The following is a 19103-nucleotide window of genomic DNA, read 5'->3' as shown; positions in this document are numbered from 1 at the left end:
ATACGAAACGGATTAAGGCAAAATTAAAAATGAGTCCGGTACAATACCGAACTCATTTTTATCAAGCTGCCTAATGAAATAACCGTGTCTAACTTTTAGGGGTCACTTCAATTTCCCTTACTCTTTTCATGATAGCCATTTTGGTGGTATATTTGTATTCCAATAAATATCTCCTAACTCATGATGCGCTATATATCCATCATCAAAACGATGATAATGGAAGTTAAAATAATATCCATCTTGCGGTGGATGATCACGTCTTACATGGAATCGTAATAAATCAGTTCCTGTTTTCGTATCATACACATGAAAAATCTTTTCGTTATTTCCACCAGCTGGCTTTTGTGAAATTGCTAACGATTGCAATGACTCTTCCGGTACATCGTGTGCAAGATTAGCAATCGCTTCCTCTATTTTAGGTAAAATAATATCTTTAAACTCATCTTCAATTATAGGTCCAATTTTAGAACCAAACTTTTGCATAGATTGTTTTTCAGCTTCTTCCATCGCATAAGTAATAAAAGATTCTGGCGTTAGCCGTTCATCATTTTCTTCATATGTATAGGACGTTTGCTCCAAATTTTGTTGCCTAGTAGGCTTGTCCGCTGCTTTTGTATTGTCAAGCAAAATGGAAGGAGGCGTCACTAAACCAAATGTAAATACAGTAATGAATGCGACTAACGTTTTTCTAAACCAATTTGGCATCTTCATTCCCTCCCCTTTTACTCATTACCATTTATATAACGATTATTTCTTCTATTATACAAAATGATTTTAATTTTTGCACTTTATAAATTTATTATCATCCCTATATGCTTTAATTGAATATGGAATTGTAAGATTTCATACACTATATATAACAACAACTAGGAGGGAATGTAATGACTCTAGACGTTATATACTCCGGCATTAGTATTGTCATTCTACTATATTTTATCTATCAGTCCATCACAGACTAAAAGAGTCGTTTTCGGCTCTTTTTCTCTGGCAAAAATAGAATCCATCCTACTATGACAGCAATTAAAATTCCTACGAAAATTGCTGGTAATAGATAAAATTGAGCAAGTATCACTGTTGCATAAATAAAAATTGCTGGAAGCAATAAATACTGAGTCGCTCTCCATTTTAATAATAATAATTTGCTCTCTTCACAGTATAAATGAAGAAACATTTTCTTCGTAAATCCATGCCAATCATTATGTGAGTAACGCGAAATAGCAAATAATGCAAAAATAAGAATGATGGCTGTAATCCACCACGGCGTTCTCATTATACTAATTGTACTGATAAAAACAATCTGCACATAAAATCTCAAAGAACTTCCGGTACGAAAAAATTCTTTTAAAAAAGATTCTACAATACGCGAATCAGATTTTTCCCCTAAAAATTTTTTAGAACGAGGAAACAACCACGGCTTTTTACTCGAACTGCTCGTATTTGTCACATGTCCACCAACTTGCATAATTCCCCTCGTCCAGCGCATACTTTCTTCTTTTTCTTTCTCAATTTCTTTAAAAAAGTACTTCTTATAATTCACTTTTTGTTTTATACATGCTACGCAAATAAGAACTGTTACTATAATAAATACAATTGAATAAACAGCGCTTTTTAAAATAAAAAATATGCCGTATCCAAGATACATGAAACAAATAAAAAATAGCAAACTACTAACGATCCATAAGACCCATCGTTTTCCAATACATACATTTATATACCGTACTAATAATGACAACATAAATCGAAAAACAGTACAAAATCCCCATACTAATATAATTTGTAAAGGTGATGCTCCTATACTTTTCATACATAGCGGTAACATAAATACGATTAAGATAACATTTGTTATACTAATCCGAACAAACGTATATAACATGCCATATCGCATTAATTTTTGCATATGTACCGGATATTGAATTAAAAATAAGCAATCCGCCCGTTCAATAAACGATCGTACTCCTCTCGAATAGATAACGCAATAAAACAAAAATAAACCAAGCAGAAAATAAGTGGTCTCTTCCCTTGCTATTTCTCTTGTCCATAGCGACCGATAATATATCCCACAAAATACAAATGCTGGAATGATTAAATATAATGCAACTGTCCAATCTGTCACAGAGCGTATTGATTTCCATTTTCTATGTAATTCGTTATATAATCGTTTCTTAAATTGTTCTTTTATCATGTTGTTCCCGCCTTACAATCGCATCAAAACAATCTAATAGTGGACTTCCCGGCATTTCTGCTAATGCTTGAATTGCTTCTAAATGGCCATCTGCCACTAAAGTACCTTGTGAAATAAGAAGAAATCTTTCACAAATTCTTTCTGCTGTATCTAGTACGTGTGTACAGAGTAAAATTCCAACGCCGCGCTCTTTTTCTTTATATAAAAAATTTAAAAACTCTTTTGTCGCGACTGGATCTAAACCGATAAACGGTTCATCAATGATATAAAAGTCTGGCTCTGTTAAAAACGCAAGAATAAGCATTGATTTCTGCTTCATCCCCTTTGAAAACTTAGATAAATATTCATGCTTGCGTTCTTCCATCCGAAACGTATGTAGTAATTCATTTGCCTTCTCTTCCCAGCTTCCGACTTCACAGCCACGTGCAGCCATTAATAGTTCAATGTGTTCCCAAAGTGTTAAATAATCATAATAGGTTGGATGTTCTGGTACATATGCATATGGATTATTCTTTTTTCCAAATGATATTTCCCCCTCCATATTGGTAAGCAGACCTAGAATCGATTTTATCGTTGTACTTTTCCCAGCTCCATTTGCACCAATCAGTGCAACTAACTCACCTTGTTTCATCGAAAAAACTATATTACGGATTATTTTTTCACCTGTTTCATATCCAGCTGAACGAATATTAACTTGTAACAAATATTTCCCCCTCTTTCTCACTTCAATAAACTTAAGAAAATCATAACACATTCTCTATTAAAACATCACTTTATATATCTATTTTAATTATCATTGATCTACAAGAAGGAAAAAACATTATTTTATAGAATATATGGAGTTTATAGTTATAAATCAAGGAGTTGATTGTATGGCATTTCAAATTCGAGAAGCAAACATAAATGATATTCCGTCACTATGTTCACTAACAAAAGAGCTAAAAGGCTCATCTATTTCTCACAAAGATATGCAAAATAGATTGGAATTTGTTAAGATCAGTCCATTTGATTTCCTCTATGTGTATGAAGAGGACGATAAAATACACGGTTTCTTCGGGTTTCGCATACGAGAGAATTTAGAGGATGTAACACGTTATGGAGAAATTTCCATTATTAGTGTTGATTCCACATCACGAAGAAAAGGAATCGGACAAATTTTAATGGCATACGCTGAACAATTAAGCAAAGAGCATAACTGTATTGGAACCTGGCTTGTCAGTGGTACGCAAAGAACAAATGCTCATCCATTTTATAAAAAATTAGGATATGAGATAAATGGATATCGCTTTGTGAAACATTTTTAAATTACGATTCGAAAGGAATAATCATGATGAAACATATTCAAGCTATCTTTATCGATCGTGATGGAACAATCGGTGGCGATCATACAGTACACTACCCTGGTGCTTTTACTTTATTTCCATTTACACAAAAATGTTTACATGCGCTTAAAAATCAAAATATTAAATTATTTTCTTTTACAAATCAACCAGGCATCGCTGAAGGAAAAGCAACTACTGAAGATTTTATTCAAGAACTCACTGCATTTGGTTTTGATGATATTTATCTTTGTCCCCATAGACATAATGATGGATGCACATGCCGTAAACCAAGTACTGGCATGCTTCTACAAGCGGTGGAAAAACATAATTTAGACTTAACAAAATGTATCGTAATTGGTGATCGTTGGACGGATATCGTCGCAGGTGCAAATGTTCACGCGAAAACGATTTTAGTACAAACCGGAGCTGGATATGATGCCTTACACACATATCGTGAGAAGTGGGCACATATTACACCAAATTACATTGCGATAGATTTTGAAGATGCTGTAACGTGGATTCTCCACCAAATATAATTGTATGCCTATTTCAATAAATAAAGCTCAACTTACATTTTTTTGTATGCTGAGCTTCTTATTATATACAAATTTAAAACGTTAATTCATAATGAAAATAACGATTATCTCTTAAATATCCATTTTCCGCATATAATCGTTGCGCCGAGAAGTTATTCATTTCTGTCTGTAATTTCAAACCTTTTGCGCCATGTTCTAATGCGAATTTTCTCGCTTCATCTAATAATTTTTTGCCAATCCCTGCTCCGCGTGTATGGGCTTGGACGAATAAATCATTTAAAATCCACAGTCGCTTCATTGAAATGGATGAAAAAGAAGGATATAGCTGTGTAAAGGCAAGATATTCTCCATTTTCAACTGCGACAAAAATGACAGATTCTTTTTCTTCCATCCGATTTCGTAAAAACGATTTTGCTTCTTCCACATTGGATTCTTGTCCATAAAACATACGATAGTTATTAAATAGTTCTGCTACCCCATCTAAATCTGCAATTGTCGCTTCATATATTTTCATTTTTCTCCGCTTCCTTTCCAATATTCTTTCATAATATCCGTTGCCCATTTAGGCTGAATGATTTTTTCATTTGGGATAAATTCCTGCATAACAGGCTTTATATCCAATATAGGAGTCCCATCAATTGCATCTAGACCATCAACTACTACTACTTTTCCTTCTTTTCTTACGAGTCTTACGATTGTAGTCCCTAATCGATTCGGCCGATTTTTCCCGCGCTGTGCAAAAATACCTACTTTCGGATACTCCTTATTATTACGTGGATGCCTTGCTGCATATTGAATTTGGTCATCCTTTACTTTATGAAAATAAAAGATGATCTCAATATGTGAAAAGCTCTCAATCCCTTGTATACTTTCTTCAGAAAAGAAATCTGTTAATAGAATAGTAGATTGTGTTTTTCCCCAATCGTCATCCTTTATCATCTTTCTTTCATTTTGTACAAAAGCGATAGGCCGAAGTGAAAACATTTACATCTCCTCTTTTTGTAACCCCTTACATTATAGAATATTTTCTGAATCTTTTCCATATATATTTAGTTTACATAATATTATTATCTTATTCCAATTACATAAAACTGTATTTTTTTTCATTATCATTTCCTTCCTCCGGTAAGGCTAATAATTTTCATTACATGCCCCTTCCTTTGTTATCTCCTGTTTTTAATAGTAAAAATATACTCATCTTTTATTATGTAATTTCAACATAATAAAAGAGACTTCAAGAATAATAATCTTTTTATCTCTCCTTATACGATTCCAGTTAAACGATAAACACCAATTACTACAAAAACAGCTAATGTTTTAATAATCGTGATAGCAAAAATATCGCGATAGGATTGTTTATGCGTTAATCCCGTTACTGCCAATAATGTAATAACTGCTCCATTATGAGGTAATGTATCCATACCTCCTGAAGCCATTGAGATGATTCTATGCATGACTTCAAAAGGAATATCATATTGCTCAGCTGCTGCAATGTATTTTTCTGCCATCGCACTTAATGCAATTCCCATTCCCCCTGATGCTGATCCAGTAATTCCAGCAAGAACATTTGTAGTAACAGCTCCATTCACAAGTGGATTCGTAAATGTTGTCGAAATTCCATCTCTAATCATTCCAAACCCTGGAAGGGTTGCAATCACGCCGCCAAATCCGTATTCGGCACCTGTGTTCATAGCTGCAAGTAATGCACCGCCAATACTTGCGTTTAAACCAGCTTGGAATCCTGTAACTAAACGTTTCCAATTTAAAATAATCGTTGTAACAATTCCAATTAATAAAGCTAATTCCACAGACCAGACTCCTAGTACAGCCGAAAGTTCTACTTTACCAAAATCTTTTAATCCTACCATTGCAAAATCAAAACCTTTTGGATACCATATCGGGATCCATACTGTAAAAAATTTATTCATAACTCCTACCAATATGAGTGGAACAAATGCAAGTACTTGTCGAAGAGGAGTAATTTCAGAAACTTGAATGGCTGTTTTTGTATTTTGTTTAGGTTCTAAACTAGCTGCCATTTCTGAAGTTCCATCTCCAAATCCATCATATCCTTCTCCATTTTTAGCAGCTTGCTTACGTCTTCTTTCCAAGTAAAGCATACCGACTACAAAAACAAAAATTGCTCCGATTGTGCCGAGAACTGGTGCAGCATAAATATTTGTTTTAAAAAATGTAGTTGGAATCACATTTTGAATTTGTGGTGTTCCTGGAAGAGCATCCATTGTAAACGTAATGGCCCCAAGAGCAATTGTCCCTGGTATGAGTCGTTTTGGTATGTTTGCTTCACGAAATAAATTCGCTGCAAATGGATAGACTGCAAATGCAACAACAAATAAGCTAACCCCACTATATGTCAAGATTGCCCCCATAAGAACAATTGCAAGCATGGAACGTTTCACACCAACAAATTGAATAATTGTCTTTGCAATAGATTCAGCAATACCAGACATTTCTACTACTTTCCCAAAAATTGCTCCCAGCAAAAAAACTGGAAAATATAACTTAATAAAGCTAACCATTTTCTCCATAAAAACATTAGAGAAAAAAGGAAGTACATGGCTCGGTTCGGTTAACAATACTGCAAATAATGCACAAATTGGTGCAAATAATATAACTGAAAACCCACGATAAGCAACAAACATAAGCATACCGAGCGCTAATAAAATAATAATTAATTCCATCTTCTCCCCCCTCTTTTCATTTCCATGGAAATATTTTAAAAATTTTCAGACTTTTAAAGAACTACTAACCATCGGTTCATATTGGTAATCAAAAGAAATTTGATATAATTTCTTCACTTCATGATAGGATGGAATGCGCGGGTGATTGCTCGGACTTCCGCTAGCCAGTGCATCTTTTGCCATTTTTGAAAGAGCATTTATAAATTCAGTTTGATCAATCCCATACCCCTTTAAATTAGGAATATGAAGATCAAAACAAAGTTTCTTTATTTCCAAAATGATATGATTTGCAGCTTCTTCATCAGAATACGAACGTAACTCTGCATTTATATGTCGCCCGATGTCTGCAAAACGTTTAATAGCACAAACTTTTGTAAAATCTAAAACAACCGGTAATAACATCGCATTCGATATCCCATGAGGCACATGAAACAATGCTCCAATCGGACGGGACATTCCATGAACTAATGTAACTGAAGCATTCGAAAAGGCAATCCCCGCTTGTAATGATGCAATCATCATCGCTTCTCTAGCTTCCATATGATCGCCATCTTCATAAGCAATGCGCAAATTATTTCATAATACTTTTCATCGCTGAAAGTGCTAGCACATCTGTAAGCGGTTGTGAAAATCGAGAAATATAAGCTTCAATTGCATGACATAATGCGTCTATTCCTGTTGCTGCCGTAATAGGAGGTGGTACAGAACGTGTTAATTCCGGATCAATAATTGCTACTTGTGGTATAAAGTTTGGATGCTTAATCATCATCTTCACATCTGTTTTTTTATTTGTAATAACAGTAACACTTGTTACTTCAGAACCAGTTCCAGATGTTGTTGGAATCGCAATAAGCGGCAACGATTCATGTTTTATACTTACATGATTTTGTACGTAATCTTCAATCTGGCCTCCATTTGCAGCTAGAACAGCTACAGCTTTTGCTGCATCAATACAACTCCCGCCACCAAGCCCAATAATAAAGTTACATTTTTCCCCCATGCAAATCCTTAATGCCTCTGAAACATGGACATCTGTCGGTTCAGCATTTACATTGTTATACGTAACGACTTCTATCTTATTTGCTTTTAGCTGCTCTATACATATATCTATATAGCCAAGTTTTCCCATAATAAAATCACTAATAATAAAAGCCTTCCTTCCTAACTTGCTAGCTTGTTCCCCTAATTTTTCAAGCGAATTTCTTCCATATAAAACAATCTTTGGCATCCGAAATTCTGCTACTTCTTGCAAATGTCTCACCTCTTTTTCATTGATTCATCATTTATGATGTGAAATTTTTTCAATCCTATCGTTCCTCTTACTAAACAATCGTGATTTATATGTTAGTAGATTCCTGTTAAAGGATAAAACGCTATTACGGAAAAGATAGCAAATAAGGCGAAAATCAGTGCAAATAATCTAACAGAAAAACCAAGGTAAGCAACAAACATAATTAAAATAACTACCTCCAACTACACTTATATATTTAACTGAAAATTCAATCTTTTATTAGTAAACCTTTATCCAATCACGCTCCCTCCTTGCTTTACTACAAAATGTTTATAATAGAAAAACATACTAATTAGTATTCGATTCTATATAGAAAAATCCCTTTAAACGAATTTGCATCATATATTTCCCTTTATACATAGCACCTGCAATTTTTCGACATCTTTTATAATATACATTGCACTTAAAAATTTTATATATAGGAAATATACAAACAATACAAATATGTTATATGATAAAATAAAAGTTTTCTTCCTCTCACTCTTTACATACTGATGCATCATCTACCCTTACTTTTAAAGTACAGATATTACTATAGGATGATATAATTTAACAGAAAATGGTGAAATAGATGTCAATCACGCTCATTTTTATAATCGTTTTTACAATTATTATTCATGCAGTTGAAACAAGCTCATACAGCATTCGACTTGCTGGTGTTCGTTTAAAGAAAATCGCTGTTGCATTATCTGTAGTGGGGATGGTTTTGCTCATCTCTCGAACTTCTAACTTACTGCAAGCTTTTTTAATAGGTGGAATTGTAGATCAGGCTAAACTCGATTCTTCGATTCATTTAGAAAAGATGATTCGCCTCGTTCTATTATCCGCTTCTTTTGGAACATTTCTTGCCATCATTTTATATCCAACGTTAACAAAATTATTTGGATATGTGATTCAAAATTTTGAAGCAGATGGCTCATTTATGCGAATGATGAAAACAAATAATATACAAAAGCTAAAATACACAAAAAAGTATGTTCGTTTTCCAAAATTTGAAATGATTCACCGTATGCGTATTGGTGGAATTCCGAAACGTATTATGCTCATTAATATGTTTGCAACCGCCATTTATACAGCTGGTGTTCTTTCTGCTTTATATGCATCGTTTTTAAATCCAACGTATGCAACAAATGCTAGTACAGCTTCTGGCCTTGTGAATGGATTTGCTACTATTTTATTAACAGTACTATTAGACCCACGCATCGCTCTTTTAACAGAACGCGCCCTTCAATCAGAAAATGGTGCGGAGATGATGAATAAAATATACGGTTGGCTTATGATTTCTCGACTTTTTGGTACATTATTAGCACAGCTTTTATTCGTACCGGGAGCGTATTGGATATTATGGATTATTGAATTAATGCATTAAACAAAAAGGTGCTTCTCATATTTGGAAGCACCTTTTTTTCACTTTAAAAAGTCAATAATAGCCTCTGCAAATAAATCGGCCTTTTCATAATGCGGTGTATGACCACATTCTTCAAAAACAATGACTTTTCCACTTTGTACATTCTGATGAAATGCTTGCATTTGCTTTCCACAGGTTACTACATCATGCTTTCCTACCATAAGTAACATAGGGTTTTTCACAGTTTTTAAATTTGGTAATAATGATGTATGAAATGCACCTTCTTCTTTCAATCTGGCAAAATGAATCTCAGAGCGCCTGTAAAACTGTTCCCATTCTTCTTCACTATACAGACTATAATCTGTTTCATCCTCCCCATAATCATATATTTCCATTCTTTTCTCTCCTAATTCATTGCTTAACTTTGAATACGCTTCTAATAATTCAGCTGAATTCATATCACTTTCCGAAATAGCTATACATTCTTTCCCTATCTTTTCCTTGCCGTACTTGATTAACAGGGCACCCGTCTTTTTTAATAAAGCTCTACTTGTTAAAGAAAAATCAAAAGTAGGTCCTTCAAAAATAATTTTTTGAATAGATTGCGGGTATAACGTTGCGTATAACAATGCTAGAAAGCCCCCAAATGAATGTCCAATAACAGACCATTTCTCAATATGCAACATTTTCCTCAATTCTTCACAATCCTCAATGATATCTTGTAATCCAAATGGTTCTTGTTTTTCCATTTTCTCTGAGCGTCCTGCCCCGCGTTGATCAATCGCAATCAGTTGAAACGAATCTTGCAATCTATGTGCTTGATGATACGTAAAATCAAAACACATCTCTCCAGGCCCTCCATGTAAATATACAATAGGCATATTCTCAGAAGAACCGTATATTTCAACATATAATAATTTCCCTCTAATATTCATTTGCTTCCCTTTTGGAAAGAAATGATGTTTCGTTTCCACCTTACAATCCCCCCTTTTTACATTTAGAGAAAGCATTAAAATGTTTCATTGACTGAATTTTCTAACCAAATCACCTTAAATAATCCCCATTACATTCAAAAAGACAATGACAATTGCAATTGGTGCAACAAATCGAAGTAAAAATATCCAGCAAGTAAATAATCCTTTCGCATAATTCCCACCAACAAAGAACTCGGCTTCCAGTACCTTTTTCTCCATTTTAAATGATACAAAAATACTGATTAATAATGCACCTAGTGGCATTAAAATGTTACTAGATAAAAAATCTACTGCATCAAAAATATTCTTATTACCAATTGTGATATCGCTCCATACTCCAAACGACAGTGCTGACGGTATACCTACTAGAAAAATAGCCCCTCCAATCATCCAAGATAATTTCTTTCTTTTTTCTTGCTTGCCATTCGTTATAGCTGAAACAACTGTTTCTAGTAAAGAGAACGCCGAAGTTAACGTCGCAAATGTAAATAAGGCAAGAAATACCGTTAAGAAAAAACTCCCAAATGGAATTTGACTAAATACAGATGGCAATACGATAAATAGTAACCCTGGTCCTTCAGCTGGTTCCATTCCTAGTGAAAATACAGCAGGAAAAATAGCAAGTCCAGCAAAAAGAGAAACAAATAAGTTTAACCCAACAATTGTTACCGCTGATTTAGGCAAGCTTTCTTTTTTATTTAAATAGGAGCTATACGTAATCATAATAGAAATACCAATACTAATCGCAAAAAATGATTGCCCCATCGCAAACAAAATGCTTTCTGATGTAATTTTTGAAAAATCAGGTTGTAAAAAGAATGTAACTCCCTTCATTGCATCATCAAGTGTTAAAGATCGTATAATTAAGGCAAGAAATAAAATGAAAAGCGTTGGTAACATATACTTACTTGCTTTCTCAATCCCATTTTGTACTCCTTTTGATACAACCCCAATCGTAATAAACATAAAAACAAAATGACCAGTAATGGCCCAAGTAGGGTCTCCAATTGTTTCTGTAAATAGCAAACTATAATTTTGTTGCGAAGTAATAAGTTGTCCCGTCACTCCTCTGAATAAATAGATTAATACCCATCCACCAACAACACTGTAAAAAGAAAGTAGAATAAAACAAGTACCAACACCAAGGCGACCAATCCAGTGCCATCCCGTGTTTGGTGCAATGCTTTGAAATGCACCAATTGCCTGTTTTTGCGTACTACGACCAATCATAAATTCCGCTACTAATAAAGGGAGCCCGATTAATACCGTGAACAATATAAAAATTAAAAAGAATGCACCCCCTCCGCTCTTTCCAGCTATATAAGGAAACTTCCATATCGCTCCTAACCCAATAGCAGAACCTGCTGCTGCCATTATAAATCCTAACTTTGACGTCCATTGCTCCGTCTGTTTCATCTTCTTTCCCCTCCTAAATCATTTTATGTTAATAACCAAATTTCATTGACCAATCTAAAAGCAACCTCCATTTTCTTCTCTGTAATAAAAAATGGCTTAGCGTCTCTTTTTATCAAGAGACGCTAAGCCATTTACTTAACGCGATACCACTCTTATTGATTCCATTATGAATCCACCTTAGTAGCAATCATATGATTACAAACCCGTTATCGAAGGTTAACCGTTAAGATTTACTAAGAATTAGATTTCCGTTCCACCTTATTGCTCCTAGGCGAGTTCAGGATGTTATTTGACTATGTCACACCAACCCATAGCTCTCTGCACAAACACTTGACCTTACTACTCCTATTCAACGCAACTTAATATTCCGAATATATTTTCTTTTGAAATTAATACGAATTATATCGATTATATTTTAAACTGTCAATAAGATTTATATATTTTTTGTCAAAAAATGTTTTTAAATATGCACGCTGTACGTAAAGTCCTATCTACTTCTAAAATCTTTTATATCGCTCTTTCCTAACAATCCTCCATATCTCTTCACAACAAAGAGCAGAAATGGAACTAGGTTACTGCCTTTTTTATTCTTAATTTGTATGAATTCCTCTTGCTGCCCAAATTCGATCAATTTCTGCAGCATGTTGTCCTCCATAAAGAAGCGCATCCGCTTGTTTAATTGCTCGTCCTCCATCATGGAATGTCGCATTTGGTGTCAATGACCAATGGGATTGTAAAATGATTTTTGTCGCTACATCACGACCAAAGGCTTGCGCCATTTCATAATCTCCTTGCGCCCAAATTTCTCCGTCTGCATGTACCTCATTTTGCATATCTTTTGGATATACTTTGTTATTATCTAATCGACGAAGACATGTTGGATCAGAACTAGAATAAGCTGTTGCATCCCATTCTCCAACACAAGCTTTCCCATACTCTGTCACCGATACAGCATCTTCATATGTCGCACCTAAGAAATCACCAAATCCTTCCCCCATTGCTCCACCTTCTAAGGAACTTCCGAACCCTGGAACTTGATTATCTTGGATAGAGTGTCCATATTCATGCGCAATAATTCCGGCATCCTCTGCATCATCTACTCCACCTGTTCCAAATGTTAAAGCTTTCGTTGAGGGAGAATAAAAAGAGTTATCAGCCGTTGTTCCATTTACATTCGCTTTAATGGAGCGATTGTTAATATTCCGAAACCCCAATCCTTGAATATAACGTTGTAAAGTATCAATATGATAATATGCCATGACATCTTCAAAACTATCATTAGAACGTGTGTAATTGAATTGAAAATTTGTAGATTTTGTTTTTGCCTTAGAAGAAATTGTTACATAATCACCAATTAAAAAACCCGTTCCATCTAAACCTTTTAAAATAACCGTTTTCAATTGATTATTTAATTCTACTGAATCTTTATCATTGTTATCTTTCAAGCCTGTTAAGCTACCATTTGATACGACTGGATTCGGCAAAAATACTTTACCAGTTCCCTCTACTTTACGGTTTATATCCACCTTTTTTAATAGCTTTCCACTTCCTGCATCAATAAATGTTTCCCAAGCACCAAATGGTTTATTAGAATGGACAACAACTTTATATACCGGTATAGCAACTCCCTCTTCAATGATATATCCAAATTCTTTCGTCGTTGGTGCCCATACATTACTTTCATTTTCAGCACCATATATATATGATTTTGACTTTTGCTCAGCTTCTTGTTCACTCATCTTTTTCTTTATTTCTTTCACCTTTTGAACAGGCTGGTAATCAGAAACTACTAACACACTTTGTCCTGCCCCATTTATTGTCACCGTTATTTGTCGTGAAAATACAGGAGCATCATTTACAACTTGTTGAAATCTCACATATGAGGCTACTGACGTTTCAGTTGCTGAAATATATTGTAAATCCGATAAATCTTCCTTCAACGCATAATGCGTTGCATTTTCTTTCAAATATTCTATGGCCTTTTCTTTAGGGGAATACTTTTCTAGGCTTATTTGTTCTTTCTTCACTGCCGAAGCTGTAGATACCGTCCCTAACACAAGAGGTATAACCACCTCGAGCGCTATCACTTTCTTATTCATCAATAGAATCACTCTCCCTAATAAACGCAGAATGTACGAGTAATTCTATAAAAGCAATTCCATTACCTTTGTAAATGATCTTATAAAAAGAAAAAGTAATATTTTCTCAATGTTTTTTCGTGAAATAAGAAACTAAAGTCTCAATGAATATACCAAATCAAATATTAACGCAAAAAACCATAGCCAAAATACACGAATTTGACTATGGTTTCAACCTTTCTTATATTTTACTCTATACTAAAGAAGCAACATTAATTTCGGAATTTTCCACTCATCATGCGATTTAGCTAGCTGAATGCAACTGAATTCGCAACTTCTCCTCCCTTTCATTTATATTCTACCCCTTATCTCCTTTTACATCTCTTCTGGCGCACCAATTCCAAGTAAACGTAAGCCTTCTTTTAATACAATCGTTACCGCATACACAAGTGCAAGTCTGCTTTCTTTCTCATGATTGTCTTCTAAAATGCGTACATTTCCATAGTATTTATTAAACGCCTGTGCTACATTTAATATATACTTTGCAATATGAGAGGGTTCATTTTTTGTGAAAGCTGTTTCAATCACTTGTGGAAATTGATTTAATAATTTCAATGTATTCCAACTGTAAGCGTCATTTAATGCAAATGTTGCTGTTTCAAATTCTATATGTTCTTTTCTTAAAATAGAGCAAGCACGTGCATGTGTATATTGAACATATGGACCTGTTTCCCCTTCGAACTTCAACATTTTCTCTAATGAAAATTCAATATTGTGCATACGTTCGTTTTTCAAATCATGGAAAACGATTGCCCCTACACCAACTTGTTTCGCAACTTCTTCTTTCTGCTTTAAACTTGGATTTTTCTCTTCAATATGTTGCTGAGCAAGTGCAATTGCTTCTTCTAGTACTTCTTCTAGTAATACTACCTTTCCCTTACGTGTAGACATTTTCTTACCGTCTTTTAAAACAAGACCAAATGGTACATGCTGCATTCCCTCAACCCATGTGTAGCCTAATCGTTTTAATACGGTAAAAAATTGTGTGAAATGTAAGCTTTGTTCCGCTCCTACTACATAAAGCGCCTTATCAAATCCGTATGTGTTTTGACGATATACAGCTGCTGTTAAATCACGTGTAGCATAAAGAGTCGCCCCGTCAGATTTTCTAATTAAACATGGCGGCATATTCTCTTCATCTAAATTCACAACTTGCGCTCCATCTGATTCCTCTAATAACCCTTTCTCCTCTAGCATTTCAACAAATTCATCCATCTTATCGTTGTAAAAAGACTCTCCTTGAAAATTTGTAAACTCTACTCCAAGAAGTTCATAAATGAGAGAAAACTCTTTTAACGATTCATGGCGAAACCAATTCCATAAAAAGACAGCTTCTTCATCGTCATCTTCTAACTTTTTAAACCAAGTACGCCCCTCTTCTTCTAACTCTGGATTTCCTTTTACTTCCTCATGGAATTGAACGTATAACTGAAATAATTCACGAATTGGATCTTCTTTGACAAGATTTTCATTTCCCCACTTTTTATATGCGGTAATAAGCTTTCCGAACTGCGTTCCCCAATCACCAATATAGTTAATACCGACAACTTCATAGCCGCATTTTTCAGCAATATGGTTTAAAGCATTCCCAATCATTGTTGAACGTAAATGTCCCATAGAAAATGGTTTCGCGATATTCGGAGAAGAATAATCAATTACAACTGTCTTTTCCTGTCCAAAATGATGTTGCCCATATTCTTCTTTTTCAGCTAAAATGGTTTTTAATATATGATCACTGACAACAGAACGGTTATAAAATATATTTACATACGGTCCCGCCGCCTCTACTTTTGTGAAAAATGACCCTTTTAATTCTGAAGCAATTTCCTTAGCAATTTGTGCTGGTGCTTTTTTATATTGTTTTGCAAGCGTAAAACACGGAAATGCCGCATCCCCTAATTCATCTTGCTTTGGTGTTTCGATTAAAGCCGTAATTTCTTCTAATGACAATCCGTCATGTAAACTGTTTACTAATGCTTTTGCAAATTGTTTTTTGTATTCCATACATTACCCCTCCTTTTATTAAAAAACACAAAAAACTCGCCTCTAAAAAAGAGACGAGTTTTTACCCGTGGTACCACCCTTGTTGTTCAATTTGAACCACTTTCCCGTTTATAACGAGGACAGGGAACCCCGGCTTACCCTACTATTCGCTTCAAGCAGCGTCTCCGAAGTGCGCTTCATCCTCTTCTCCGTACTAGGCTTACACCATCCCTAGCTCGCTTCCCTTCTGAAGAAGGACTACTCTCTTCATCTACGACATCATATATAATTGATTATTGCCTATTATACATTTTTTCAAATAATTAGCAAGTTTCAATAACACCAAAATGAAATTTTGCACTTTTTCGCTTATATACAAAAAAATGATGTCGCTCAAATCTTTCGCTACGAAAATGATCTTTTAAAACAACTCGTTTCTTCGCAACACGCTTCGCTTCTCGAATCGTTTCATCTGCAATATCATGATATAACGCAAAATGTTTCAAACCGCGAATTCCATCTGATTCCACAATGGTTTCTTCAAACATTGGATCTAAATATACCACATCGTAACGATTGTCTTCACAGTGCTTTAGGAAATGAAAATGCTCACTTTTCTTCACGATAATTTGGCGCATCGCTTCATCCATTTCTGGAATGCCCGAACACCATTGTTTTAACCCTTTATCCATAATATAGGCCATGTAGCGATTCCCTTCAATTCCAGTTACAGCACCTTCTTTTCCAACAATATAACTTGCGACAATACTATCTGATGCCATACCAAGTGTGCAGTCTAACACTGTCATTCCTTTTTCTAACTTAGCAGCTTGTACAAATGGATCGTGCTCTCCTCTCATCAACCTTTTCACACGAAACATGGCTGAATTAGGATGAAAAAAGAATGACTCATCCGTTCCGTTTGGATAAATGGCTAATCGATTCTTCCCTACGACAAGTATATCGTCTTCAAACTGCTTATGTAATTGATGCACCGGCAGCTCATCTCGCATGGCAAAAGGGCATTGTAATTCTTTTGCTACCTCTTTTGCATACACTGTCATTTCTTTATTTGTTCGTCCTGCTGTTGTTACAATCATCTCTTTTCACCTCATATATAAAGAAAAAGGGAGAATTCCTTCTCCCTCGTTCCTTAACAATGCTTTTCGAAAGCTTGTTCTAAGTTATGAATAATTTCTTCCATCGTTGCACCTTCAATTTCATGACGGTGAATGAAGTGAACAACTTCTTTTCCTTTTAATAAAGCCATAGATGGTGAAGATGGTGGAATCTCTCCAAAATACTCGCGCATTTTTGCAGTTGCTCCTTTATCTTGCCCTGCAAATACAGTTACAAGATGATCAGGTTGTTTTTCTGAACGCACAACCGCCTGACCAGCTGACGGACGCGCTAAACCTGCTGCACAGCCGCAAACAGAGTTTACAACAACTAATGTTGTACCTGTTGCTTGTTCCATATATTCTGTTACAGCTTCTTCTGTTGTTAATTCTTCAAATCCAGCACGCACTAATTCTTGACGCATCGGAATTACCATTTGACGCATGTACTCTTCGTATGCATTTGACATCTTTCTTCTCTCTCCTTCAACTTTCATTCCAAGTTCATCATATCACGGTCTAATAATAGGTGCAAAAGAAAGATAGTAATCCTATCATTTTTTTGCAGGAATTTCACAAATTCCTTCCCCGCAATGTCCAACCGGTACTAGCTTCCTATTATTCGCAATATAATCGTATACTTTATTTCCAAACCTCAGCAACATTGATAACTTAATGAATGGAACAATAGGCCAATAAGATGGTACCACCTTTGCTATTACATAAATGCTATTGATTCCATCGTACCACTGATCGTCTTTCCAGACATAAAGCCTTTGTTCCATCTTATGTTGCAATGTTTCCGATAACTGATATTTCTTCACTACTTCTTTATCACGAAAAGAAAGAAACGTTATACGTCCCTTTTTATCAAGTTTCTTTGTGCGCTCTGTAATCGCAGCACACATTGGACACCAGCTATCATAGAAAACAATCATATTATTCTCCTTTACGAGCTTCTGTCATTTGCTTCCAAACAGACCCTTTCGCTTCTTCGCCGCCCTCAATGCGTTCTAATGCTAGACGCGCTTGCATCGCTACTTCAAATTCTGGATCATCCTGTGCGGCGCGCAAAGCTGGTATTGCACTTTCATCACCAAGCTCAAATAAGAACATCGCTGCACGCCAACGCACTAACTTACTTGGATCTTTCAATGCCTTAATCATCACAAACATCGCTGCTGGATCTCCTACATCTGATAAACAATCCCCTGCCGTACGTCGTACACTGACAGAACGATCTAACATCGCTTTATATAGTAATGGTAGTACCTCTTCTCCTTTAACCATCCCTAAATATGCTGTTGCTAAACGACGAATCGATACTTTTTCATCTTCTAGCGCTTTCTTCAAGACAGGGATATCGTCTTCAGTAGGATCCATCTGTTCTAATGCAGCATACCGTTTTTTCCAATCTAGATCTGACATCATTTCTTCCGTTACTTTATATGGCGTGCGCTTTTGAATTGTTACTTCTACTGCACCGGCTTGCTCTAACAACTCTTTCACTGTTTCATTTATGCGCTCTTCAGGATATGCCGCGACAATTTCTTCGACAACTTCTGTTCCGATTTCTTCAAAATTACCATAGCGTGTACTCTGTTCCACCCATTTTCGTTCTTTCACAACATTTGGAGCAGACATTTGGACTTTCATAATCGCTTCTTTAAATCGGTCTGGTAAACCAACTCGTTCTTCTGTTGTTCCATCTGTTAATTTCACCTGCATTGGAATGGTAAAAAACATTTGAATAAATACTTTCACTTCCCCAAAATGAGAAAGCTGCTCTCTCCCATCATCTTCTACTACCTCTTCTCCAAATACAGTGCGAACTTGTTGTAAAAGAACTTTCCAATCATACTTCGCATTTCGTTCGACGGCTAAAAAATCAGCAACATGGTATACGCCTTTAATACCTTCGATTTTCAAAATATGTTGTACTTGCTCAGGAGCTTGATCTGCATTTTCTTTCGTATAATTGTTACGTGCTCCTGCTGGTAATACTTCATTCAAAATAACTTTCATTGTATTCGGACTTGGCGTCGGTTCAATTGCTTTAATCTTCACGTAAATATACTCTCCTTTATTGCTTG

Annotated in this window: 17 protein-coding genes, 1 pseudogene and 2 other annotated features; of the genes and pseudogenes, 3 read left to right on the top strand and 15 right to left on the bottom strand. The window is 35.3% G+C overall.

Annotation, left to right across the window (positions count from 1 at the left end; translation table 11 throughout):
- Window positions 1-126 precede the first annotated feature (126 nt).
- The 3 genes from MR058_RS15150 to MR058_RS15140 all read right to left on the bottom strand — a co-directional run bounded on the left by MR058_RS15150 (window position 127) and on the right by MR058_RS15140 (window position 2885).
- Window positions 127-705: a YpjP family protein gene (locus tag MR058_RS15150; RefSeq protein ID WP_242144777.1), complete on the bottom strand. Its 579-nt coding sequence runs from the start codon at window positions 703-705 to the stop codon at window positions 127-129.
- A gap of 250 nt (window positions 706-955) precedes the next feature.
- Window positions 956-2182: an ABC transporter permease gene (locus MR058_RS15145; RefSeq protein ID WP_242144776.1), complete on the bottom strand. Its 1227-nt coding sequence runs from the start codon at window positions 2180-2182 to the stop codon at window positions 956-958.
- Window positions 2163-2885 carry an ABC transporter ATP-binding protein gene (locus tag MR058_RS15140; protein ID WP_242144775.1) on the bottom strand — a complete coding sequence of 241 codons (723 nt, stop codon included), beginning with the start codon at window positions 2883-2885 and terminating at the stop codon, window positions 2163-2165. The genes MR058_RS15145 and MR058_RS15140 overlap by 20 nt, the downstream gene beginning before the upstream one ends.
- A gap of 169 nt (window positions 2886-3054) precedes the next feature.
- Between MR058_RS15140 and MR058_RS15135 the strand changes: the two genes are divergently transcribed.
- On the top strand, window positions 3055-3486 hold the full coding sequence (locus MR058_RS15135; protein ID WP_242144774.1) for a GNAT family N-acetyltransferase: 432 nt from the start codon (window positions 3055-3057) through the stop codon (window positions 3484-3486).
- Window positions 3487-3512: 26 nt separating this feature from the next.
- Window positions 3513-4040: an HAD-IIIA family hydrolase gene (locus MR058_RS15130; RefSeq protein ID WP_242144773.1), complete on the top strand. Its 528-nt coding sequence runs from the start codon at window positions 3513-3515 to the stop codon at window positions 4038-4040.
- A gap of 73 nt (window positions 4041-4113) precedes the next feature.
- Here MR058_RS15130 and MR058_RS15125 read toward each other — a convergent pair whose 3' ends face one another.
- The 4 genes and pseudogenes from MR058_RS15125 to MR058_RS15110 form a co-directional block, all read right to left on the bottom strand.
- Window positions 4114-4554, bottom strand: a complete 441-nt coding sequence (locus MR058_RS15125; protein WP_242144772.1) for a GNAT family N-acetyltransferase — start codon at window positions 4552-4554, stop codon at window positions 4114-4116.
- Entirely contained in the window at window positions 4551-5024 is a 474-nt protein-coding gene (locus MR058_RS15120) for an SAM-dependent methyltransferase (protein ID WP_242144771.1), read from the bottom strand. The genes MR058_RS15125 and MR058_RS15120 overlap by 4 nt, the downstream gene beginning before the upstream one ends.
- Window positions 5025-5302: 278 nt before the next feature.
- Window positions 5303-6742 (bottom strand): GntP family permease, encoded by a 1440-nt coding sequence (locus tag MR058_RS15115; RefSeq protein ID WP_242144770.1) that lies wholly within the window; start codon window positions 6740-6742, stop codon window positions 5303-5305.
- Between the two features lie 45 nt (window positions 6743-6787).
- Window positions 6788-7994: pseudogene (locus MR058_RS15110) on the bottom strand (iron-containing alcohol dehydrogenase).
- A 610-nt stretch (window positions 7995-8604) separates the two neighbouring features.
- Between MR058_RS15110 and MR058_RS15105 the strand changes: the two are divergent.
- Window positions 8605-9402, top strand: coding sequence for a lipid II flippase Amj family protein (locus tag MR058_RS15105; RefSeq protein ID WP_242144769.1), 798 nt, complete (start codon window positions 8605-8607; stop codon window positions 9400-9402).
- Window positions 9403-9440: 38 nt separating this feature from the next.
- Here MR058_RS15105 and MR058_RS15100 read toward each other — a convergent pair whose 3' ends face one another.
- The 8 genes from MR058_RS15100 to MR058_RS15065 form a co-directional block, all read right to left on the bottom strand.
- On the bottom strand, window positions 9441-10316 hold the full coding sequence (locus MR058_RS15100) for an alpha/beta fold hydrolase (RefSeq protein ID WP_242144787.1): 876 nt from the start codon (window positions 10314-10316) through the stop codon (window positions 9441-9443).
- Window positions 10317-10430: 114 nt separating this feature from the next.
- Window positions 10431-11771, bottom strand: coding sequence for a sodium-dependent transporter (locus MR058_RS15095; protein ID WP_242144768.1), 1341 nt, complete (start codon window positions 11769-11771; stop codon window positions 10431-10433).
- A 112-nt stretch (window positions 11772-11883) separates the two neighbouring features.
- Window positions 11884-12133 (bottom strand) — a binding site (T-box leader).
- A 228-nt stretch (window positions 12134-12361) separates the two neighbouring features.
- Window positions 12362-13873: a M36 family metallopeptidase gene (locus tag MR058_RS15090; protein WP_242144767.1), complete on the bottom strand. Its 1512-nt coding sequence runs from the start codon at window positions 13871-13873 to the stop codon at window positions 12362-12364.
- A 351-nt stretch (window positions 13874-14224) separates the two neighbouring features.
- A complete protein-coding gene (argS, locus tag MR058_RS15085) occupies window positions 14225-15913 on the bottom strand; it encodes an arginine--tRNA ligase (protein WP_242144766.1) in 1689 nt (562 codons plus the stop codon).
- Between the two features lie 46 nt (window positions 15914-15959).
- Window positions 15960-16175 (bottom strand) — a binding site (T-box leader).
- A 40-nt stretch (window positions 16176-16215) separates the two neighbouring features.
- Window positions 16216-16992 (bottom strand): class I SAM-dependent methyltransferase, encoded by a 777-nt coding sequence (locus MR058_RS15080; protein WP_242144765.1) that lies wholly within the window; start codon window positions 16990-16992, stop codon window positions 16216-16218.
- Between the two features lie 53 nt (window positions 16993-17045).
- Complete coding sequence (locus MR058_RS15075) at window positions 17046-17480, bottom strand: BrxA/BrxB family bacilliredoxin (RefSeq protein WP_242144764.1); 435 nt, start codon at window positions 17478-17480, stop codon at window positions 17046-17048.
- 84 nt (window positions 17481-17564) lie between these two features.
- Window positions 17565-17948 carry a thiol-disulfide oxidoreductase DCC family protein gene (locus tag MR058_RS15070; protein WP_242144763.1) on the bottom strand — a complete coding sequence of 128 codons (384 nt, stop codon included), beginning with the start codon at window positions 17946-17948 and terminating at the stop codon, window positions 17565-17567.
- 1 nt (window position 17949) lies between these two features.
- Entirely contained in the window at window positions 17950-19077 is a 1128-nt protein-coding gene (locus MR058_RS15065) for a conserved virulence factor C family protein (protein WP_242144762.1), read from the bottom strand.
- Window positions 19078-19103: the final 26 nt, after the last annotated feature.

It is taken from the genome of Bacillus cereus group sp. BfR-BA-01430 (assembly GCF_022663115.1).
Taxonomy (GTDB): Bacteria; Bacillota; Bacilli; order Bacillales; family Bacillaceae_G; genus Bacillus_A; species Bacillus_A cereus_BD.
This window is presented reverse-complemented; position numbering and strand designations above follow the sequence as displayed.